The organism is Streptomyces sp. NPDC059456, from assembly GCF_042750055.1.
Classification (GTDB): domain Bacteria; phylum Actinomycetota; class Actinomycetes; order Streptomycetales; family Streptomycetaceae; genus Streptomyces.
The window spans coordinates 1-7,287 of record NZ_JBHYVA010000438.1 but is presented as its reverse complement, the minus strand read 5'-3'; the positions used below and the strand labels follow the sequence as shown (position 1 = coordinate 7,287).

Sequence of the window (7,287 nt, the reverse complement as noted above, 5' to 3'; positions counted from 1 at the left end):
GAACCTCCTGTCTGGCGGTGTGACCCCAACTGCCCGTCCCAGTGCGACGACAGTCGAGTTTCCGACCGCAGAGGGGTCGGGCGACCCAGTTGACGCGGCCGCAATCGTCTGACCCGGCAGGCGTGGAACGCCGAGGGGGCATGTCTCGCGCGGATATTTTGTTCCGCCCCTGGGTGGCGAGGCGCCGGCCCTGCAAGGATGTCCTTTTGGCGCTGAAGGTCGGGCAAGGGGGGCGCGCGAGTGGAACCAGGGCCAACCGTACGCAAAGCGAGCCGCTGGCAGGATTCCGTGCGGCTGCTGCTGTTGATTGCGGCAGCCGCACAGGATCCGACCCCGGATGATGAGGTACCGGACGAGACGGTCGGTGTCGTTCGCACGCAGGTAACTGCCAGCTCACCCGTGAGGGTGTCTCGTTTCACTGCAGAAACGCGCCTGCGCCCCTGGCGGCGCCGCTTCCGGTGCGCCAAACGGTCGGCCTGGTACTCCAGTGCGACTTCGTGATCACGTGTGGTTGGCGTCTGTCCGAGGTGGGTGGTGGGCTTCGGTGCCGGCTTCGTCTGTAGGGTGACCGCTCGCCGATTGGGGAGTCGAGGGGATGCGCATGACCGCAGAGGTACGGGTCGACATGGCACGCAGTCAGGTGTTCGGCGAGGTGGCCGAGCTCTACGACGCCGCTCGACCAGGGTATTCGAACGCGCTGGTCGCGGAGGTTCTGGCGTACGCGGCTCTGGGTGGCTGTGCGGCGGTGGAGGTCGGCGCGGGTACCGGGAAAGCCACGGTGCCGTTCGCCGAGCTGGGCACTCCACTTGTGTGCATTGAGCCCGACCCGCGCATGGCCGAGGTCCTGCGCCGCAACACAGCGCGCTATCCGGGGGTCCGGGTCGAGTGCGACAGGTTCGAGGACTGGCAGCCGGGCGGGCGACGCTTCGGACTTCTCCTCGCCGCCTCGTCCTGGCACTGGGCGGACCCGGAGCGGCGCTGGAACCTGGCACACGCGGCCCTCGCGCCCGGCGGCGCGGTGGCACTGTTCTGGAACCCGCACGGGGTCCGTGATGCAGAGTTGCGGACCGCACTGGCCGAGGTCGACGGCCGTCATGGGATGACCAACACGCCGCACAGCGAGCTGGCGTCCTCCTATGGCGAGGTACCCGGAAGCTCGCTCGGGCTGGACGGCTGGCCGGAGGCTGAATGCCGCCGCGACGGCCGGTTCATCGACCTGCATGCCGTTCGGTACCGACAGGACCAGTACTACGACACCGACCGCTACCTGGGATGGCTGGCCTCGCTCTCAACCTATCGCGTCCTGCCCGCCGATCGGCGCGAGCAGGTCCTGGCCGAGACGGCCCAGGTCTTGGACGCACACGGCGGCGGCATCGGCATGGACCACCTCAGCGAACTCTTCCTCGCCCGGGTGCGGTGAGCTGGGCACCCTTCGATGTCGCGGCGACCCCGGCCGACAGTGCGAGCGGCCACCGCGTGATCACAGGAGTTGTGTGGACGACTGAAGATGGTGCGATGGCCGCGGGCCGCAGTGCAGACACCGCCCGCTGGCACGCGATGTTCGACCAGGCCATGGCGTGCATCGCCGGCCAGTTCAGGCACGTTGAGCCCCGATCAACAGCGCGGGCGTTCGTGCTCGGGCGGCTGTCCGGCGTCGAGCGCAAGATGGGAGTGGCCGGCGCCCCTGCGCGGGCTTCCCGGAAAGAGAATTCCAGGTATGCGCGCAACCTGCCTGTAGCTACTCTCAGCACCATGACCTGGCCCGGTACTGACCCCTCCTGGCTTCCCGATCACCAGCTGCACGTCGTGGCGACCCTGGCCCACGTGGACGACATCGTCGAACGAGCCGCCCGCCTGATCGCGGACTACACCGAGGCGGGCCCGCTCATGCTGGGGGAGACCGTGCGCGGGGACCGCACGGACGTGATCGTCCGCGGCATTGCCCCTCTGCCTGCCATGATCCCCCGGCTTGTGGCCGATGCGCTTACCCAGCTCCGCGCAGCCCTGGAACACTCCCTGTATTCCGAGATCGAGCACCTCCTCGGCCGCCCGCTGGCCGGCCCCGAGGAACGCTGTATCGAGGTCCCCGCCACCGTCACTCCAGAGGCCTTCGACCGATGGCTGGCCGACCGCCGCCGCCGGACCCTGCCCCCGCTCGATGCCGCAGGCCCTCTTGCCGGACGACTGCGCATGCTCCAGCCCTTCCAGCAGGAGGACACCGAGACGCACCCGCTGCGCTTGCTGGCCGAACACACCAACTTGGTCAAGCACCGCATGCCGGCCATCGCCACCACTCGCCTCGGCGCCGTCTACCCCGACCAGCCCCACCCCGGCATTGAGGTCGCAGCCCCCCTGGAACCCGGCACGCGCCGCAGCATCGCCATGGAGCCGGGCGACATTCTGGCCTCTGCCCCACGAGGAGAACGGGCCTACCTCAACATCGTCCCCACCGTCGCGCTCCAGCGCCCGCACACCGGCGAGTGGATCGTCACGGTGCACGAACTCGGCCGGCTGGAGAAGTGGGTGCGCACGACGGCAGTACCGACACTGATCACTGGGCACGGCCAGATGCCTGCCCTTCGGCCACACCTGGACATCACCACGGGCCACGTAGATCTCCGCCAGGCCGCGGCCGCCGCAGGTAGCACCCCCGCTGCCGAGCGCGCCACGCTCAGGATCGCCTCCACGATGGCCCGGCATGATCTCGTGGACCTGATCAGCCGGTGCCCGGGCAGCCCAGACCAGCGCGCCTTGGAGGCATGGACGGAGTCCCTCGCCGACCACGAAGTGGTGGAGCGGATCACCGGTTTCCAGGCTGCGGCCCCGATGGTCACCCTGGTAACCCTCGTCGCAGAAGCGCTGGCACATGCGTCCCGCTGAGCCCAGGAGCCGGTGACCCCTAGAACAAAAGGCCCCCGTGATGCCCAGCGGAGCAGCGCTCCATGTGTCAGAGGCGGGCCGTACTACCCGTTATGACCCGGCCTGGCTCCGGCCTGTCGCCGGGGTACACGGGTAGGGGCACCCATAGCGTGCGGGCATGCCTGATGTCCTGTCTGCCCGAAGCAGTCGACGCTCTTGTCCGGCTATGGGACGGACAGGATGTTGCCACCGCCGAGCACGCCACAGGCGTCGAGGTCCGGGTGGTGTTCACCGCGGCCCGCCGACACGGCCCTCGCCCTGCTCCTGGCGGGCACCGACCCCGACGGCATCGGCGCCGCCGGCATTACCGAACGCGCCGAGTACCTGCGCCTCCTCGCTCTGGGCTGCACGCCGAGCCTGGCTGCGCAGATTCTCTTCGACGGCGCCGGCAAGGCCAGTCACTGGCGCCGCGACGATCCGGCGTTCGTATCGGGTGGGCGGCACGGGGGCGCTCGTGCGCGGCGCGGACCGACTTCCCCCGAAAGATATCCATGAGGTCTCTGGACCGCCGCCGGGCTGTGCTGCTTCACCCCCGAGCGCCGACGCGCCTTCCTCGACCGCTTGGAAGCCGGCCTGTCTGATACCGCCGCGGCGGCCGAAGTCGGGATCATCACCGCCGTGATCTACCAGCGACGCCGGCGCGATCCGGCGTTCACCGCGGCGATGGACGCCGCCCACCGCGAGCACCCACGTTCGCCGGATGCGGCGCCCACCGTCGACGACTGGGAAGCATTCTTCGGCGTCAGGGCCCCGGCGTCGCACTGCGACAGGCCGCTCTCGCTGCCGGTATTCGGCCCGAGGTCGTCTACCACCGCCGCCGCGCGGACCGTGCATTCGCTCACCGCACCGACCAACAGCGCACCGCCCGGTAAACGGCGGCGGCTAGGCCGCGGGGCATGCCGGTCGAGCCCGTGCCGATAGGGCGTGTACGGGCAAGGCCTGCCCGAGGACTTCTGGGCACCGTCCCGCAACTGATCATCCCGAATGGGGTCCGGGCTTCGGATTGAATCCGGGGCTCGGGCCGTATTGCGCTGTGGTGGGTCAGGTTCCGCAGGAGTGGTTGCGTAGCTGGCGCCGCAGTAGTTCAGCCGCCTCGAAGTTGGCGACGCGTTCGGCCACTTGTAGGTCGGCCTCCAGTCGGCGGTGCAGTGCACACGCGTGCTTCAGAGGCGCCGGGCGTTCCGGCCTGATAGCTTCCCGTGCTTGCTGTGCTGCCGCTGCCATGTCGTACCTCCGTGTTGCCCCTGGTGCTGGGTATGGTCTCGCTGCTGGGGGGCTCGGCCTAGTGTGATCGGGGGTGGCAAGGGGGGCCCGAGCTGCCGAATCCTTCTGTCTAGTGGCAGTGCTGGTAGCAAGATGGCCCTATGGATATCGGGGAGTTGATCCGGGATCTTCGTAGGGCTCGTGGGTGGAGCCAGGGGCGGTTAGCGTCGGAGATCAACAAGGTTCACGGCACGACGTTGACCCGGGAGTATGTGAGCAACTGGGAGCGGGGCCGGGTCAGGCCCGGTCCGTTCTACCTGGCTGCGCTGTCCGCCGTGCTCGATGTTCCTCTGGCTGTCCTGGAGGGTGAAGTGGACCGACGGGTGTTCCTTACCGATGTGGCCGGGGCTGCGATAGCCCCTGTTGTTGCCTCTGATCTGATCAGCGCGGGATTCGCCGCACGGCTGCGGGGCGGGCCGTCAGCCCAGGAGTGGGAAGCCAAGCTTGCAACGTACGGCACGGAGTACATGTCGATGGGCGCGGCGGACATCCAACGTCGTGTTTCTGGTGAGCTTGTCACGGTGCAGCAGCAACTTGACGACCCTCGGTTGTGGTCTGTCGCCTCTCGGCTGATGACCCTCTACGCGAAGACGTTCCCGGGGGCGGACGGGTCCAGGGCGGTGCACTGGTATCGGATGGCGGCGACTGCCGCGGATGAGTCCGGCGACGACGATGCGCGGGTATGGGTACGGGGGCGGGCCGCCATTGCCCTGGGCTACGAGGGTGCCTGTCTCGGGGTGGCCGACGTTCTGGCCGACCAGGCCATGGCGATATCGGACCGCCCCTCCCTGGGCTTGCTGAACGCGGTCATGGGCAAGGCACACGCGGCGGCGATCCGCGGGGACCAGGCAACGGCGCTCCACCTGGCGGACCGGGGCCGGCGCCTGTTCGACATCGCGGGGTCGCACGCGCAGACCAGTGACTACGCCGTGCCCTGGTGGCGCATGAACGTCTTCCTATCGCTGCTCCTGGCTCGTCTGGGCGACGAACGGGGGGCGGTGCAGGCCCAGGAGGCCGCGCGCCGGGAGCTCCCCGCGGAGCTGCCGCGTTTCGCGACGCACTTGGAGTTGCACCGGGGACTCATGCTGGCCCGGTCCGGGGACGTGCTGGGCGGGGCCGCCTACGCCCGGGCGGCCCTGGATGCCCTGCCGCCGGAAAAACACTCCCTCACACTGCGGTTGCTGATGGCGGAGATCGAACAGGCCTGACGGCCGGCCCCGCCCACCCCGCCACCGTGCCGGTGTCCGCCTACTCCAGCACCCCGAGCGCAGTATCCGGACGGCAGCGCGGGCAGGCAGACACACCCCCGGCGAGCAGCCGCCGCACCTGCGCCGCAGACGCGGGTGCGCACCGCCGGCTGCTGTCCCAGCACCCCCCCCGGCATGGACGCGGACCGGGGGCCGGCCCACCCCGATCCCGCGTTCCACCAGCCACGCCGCAGGCTCGGGCGCCGGCCGCCTCCTGCTCCTCGGCCGCAGAGAGGGCGGCTTTTGTGCGGCGCAGCTCGCCGCGCAGGTAGGTGACCAGCGTCCGCAACCGAGTGGCGTCGGGCGGCAGGATGGCCACGCTCAGCTCCCGTACTGTGCCCGCCGCGCGTCCCTGCATGACGGGCAGGTGGGCGACGCGCCGGGACCATCGCCCGCTACGGCCGCGTCGACCTCCTCTGCATCGACAAACTCGGCCACATGGAACTCGACCGCCGCGGCGCCGAACTCCTCTTCCAGGTCCTGACTGAACGGGAGGAAAAGAACAGCGTCGCGATCGCCTCGGCCGAATCCTTCTCTGGCTGGACAAAGACGTTCACCGACCCTCGCCTATGCGCGGCCATCGTCGACCGCCTCACCTTCGGCGGCAACATCATCGAAACCGGCACCGACTCCTATCGCCTCGCCACCACCCGCGCCCGCGCCGGGCAACAGCCGATCAGCTGAACCCATCCCGAGGACCTGGCCTCCGTTCTGACGAGCTCCAGGCTTCTTCCGGATCACCTGACGACAGTCAGACAAGTTGGCACGCAACGCTGCGATGAGATTGAGTCTGCACGTCAAGTGATCTAGAAGTCAGAAGGGTTGACGGTGTTCAAGACAGTACGGGGGTTTGCGGGTGGAGCAGCGTTGATAGTGGCGCTGACGGCGTGCGGAAGCGACGGGGACGCTGAGGCGGGTGCTGTCGGCGCCGTCGGGGGCGGCGAGGCGAAGGCTCCGGTGGTCGTGACCGAGGACATGATCCGTACGGCCCTCATCAGCAAGTCGGCAGCGCCACAGGGCTGGCGGCCAGTGGGCGGCGTCCAGATCGACAAGGACGGCGCCGACAACATGCGGGAATGCGAGGAGCAGACGAAGACGAACTGCGGCGGCTTCGTCTCGGTCGGGTCAATTCGCCTCTTCCTCGAAGAGGGCGGGACGGCGAGCGAATCGAGTATCAGGTTCACCATCGTGTCGTTCCGGTCGGTGGACGACGCGAAGGCAGGGCTGAAGGGCATGACAGCCGAAGCTCGGCGGAAGGCCGGGTCCGAGGCGAAGCCGCTGAAGATCTCGGCGGGCGCGGACGAGACCGACGCCTTCACGGGCCCGCACACCGAGGTCATGATGCGCGTCAAAAACGCCCTGATCCGGCTGGAGAGCGGGAACCTGAAGGAGAACCAGCCCCAGCCCTACGGCGACTTCGCCAAGCTCCAGATCGACCGCCTCAACAAGACGATCGAGGGCAAGAACCCCGACGCCTGAGGCCGGCACCGTTGCGACGGCCGGGCTGCAAGAAGGCGTCCCGGCCGTTCCCCTGTGCTGATCCGATCTTCCTCGCGACGTGGGCCTGGCCAACGTGGAATGGCGCGGGTCGAGCCTTGGCCGAGCTGAAGCGGCAGCGCGGTGGGCGTTGGCGTGGTCCAGACGTTTCTGCTTCTGACCGACATTCCCGAGCCACTCGGGCAAGAACCGCTGCCAGCAATCGCCGACATTCGTACTCGTATCTCACCTACGTAGCCACTCTCGGCTTGTCGCGAGGTGGGGCCGTGTCGGCGGCGCCCAGGCGTCCGTAGCGGGGCCCGGCCGGGGTGGGGGGTGTGCGGCCGGGGCCCGCCCGGCGGGCACCCACCCCACACTCTAT

6 protein-coding genes and 1 pseudogene are annotated in these 7,287 nt (G+C 69.0%); 5 read left to right on the top strand and 2 right to left on the bottom strand.

The genetic code is table 11. The features are described from left to right. Nucleotides 1-601 precede the first annotated feature (601 nt). The gene (locus tag ACFXA3_RS29530) at nucleotides 602-1,420 is read left to right on the top strand and encodes a class I SAM-dependent methyltransferase (RefSeq protein ID WP_385191603.1); all 819 of its coding nucleotides are present in this window, start codon (nucleotides 602-604) and stop codon (nucleotides 1,418-1,420) included. Nucleotides 1,421-1,752: 332 nt separating this feature from the next. Continuing rightward, on the top strand, nucleotides 1,753-2,880 hold the full coding sequence (locus ACFXA3_RS29525) for a hypothetical protein (RefSeq protein ID WP_385191601.1): 1,128 nt from the start codon (nucleotides 1,753-1,755) through the stop codon (nucleotides 2,878-2,880). 267 nt (nucleotides 2,881-3,147) lie between these two features. Here the strand turns inward: ACFXA3_RS29525 and ACFXA3_RS29520 are convergent, their stop codons facing one another. Further along, complete coding sequence (locus ACFXA3_RS29520) at nucleotides 3,148-3,597, bottom strand: hypothetical protein (protein ID WP_385191600.1); 450 nt, start codon at nucleotides 3,595-3,597, stop codon at nucleotides 3,148-3,150. A 686-nt stretch (nucleotides 3,598-4,283) separates the two neighbouring features. Between ACFXA3_RS29520 and ACFXA3_RS29515 the strand changes: the two genes are divergently transcribed. Beyond that, complete coding sequence (locus ACFXA3_RS29515; protein ID WP_385191599.1) at nucleotides 4,284-5,390, top strand: helix-turn-helix domain-containing protein; 1,107 nt, start codon at nucleotides 4,284-4,286, stop codon at nucleotides 5,388-5,390. A 40-nt stretch (nucleotides 5,391-5,430) separates the two neighbouring features. Here ACFXA3_RS29515 and ACFXA3_RS29510 read toward each other — a convergent pair whose 3' ends face one another. After that, nucleotides 5,431-5,787, bottom strand: a complete 357-nt coding sequence (locus ACFXA3_RS29510; protein WP_385191598.1) for a DUF6233 domain-containing protein — start codon at nucleotides 5,785-5,787, stop codon at nucleotides 5,431-5,433. Nucleotides 5,788-5,813: 26 nt separating this feature from the next. On the opposite strand from ACFXA3_RS29510, the pseudogene ACFXA3_RS29505 reads away from it, so the two are divergent. Beyond that, nucleotides 5,814-6,113: pseudogene (locus ACFXA3_RS29505) on the top strand (ATP-binding protein); the annotation flags it as partial. 279 nt (nucleotides 6,114-6,392) lie between these two features. Next, complete coding sequence (locus tag ACFXA3_RS29500; RefSeq protein WP_385191597.1) at nucleotides 6,393-6,908, top strand: hypothetical protein; 516 nt, start codon at nucleotides 6,393-6,395, stop codon at nucleotides 6,906-6,908. The last annotated feature ends 379 nt before the right edge of the window (nucleotides 6,909-7,287 follow it).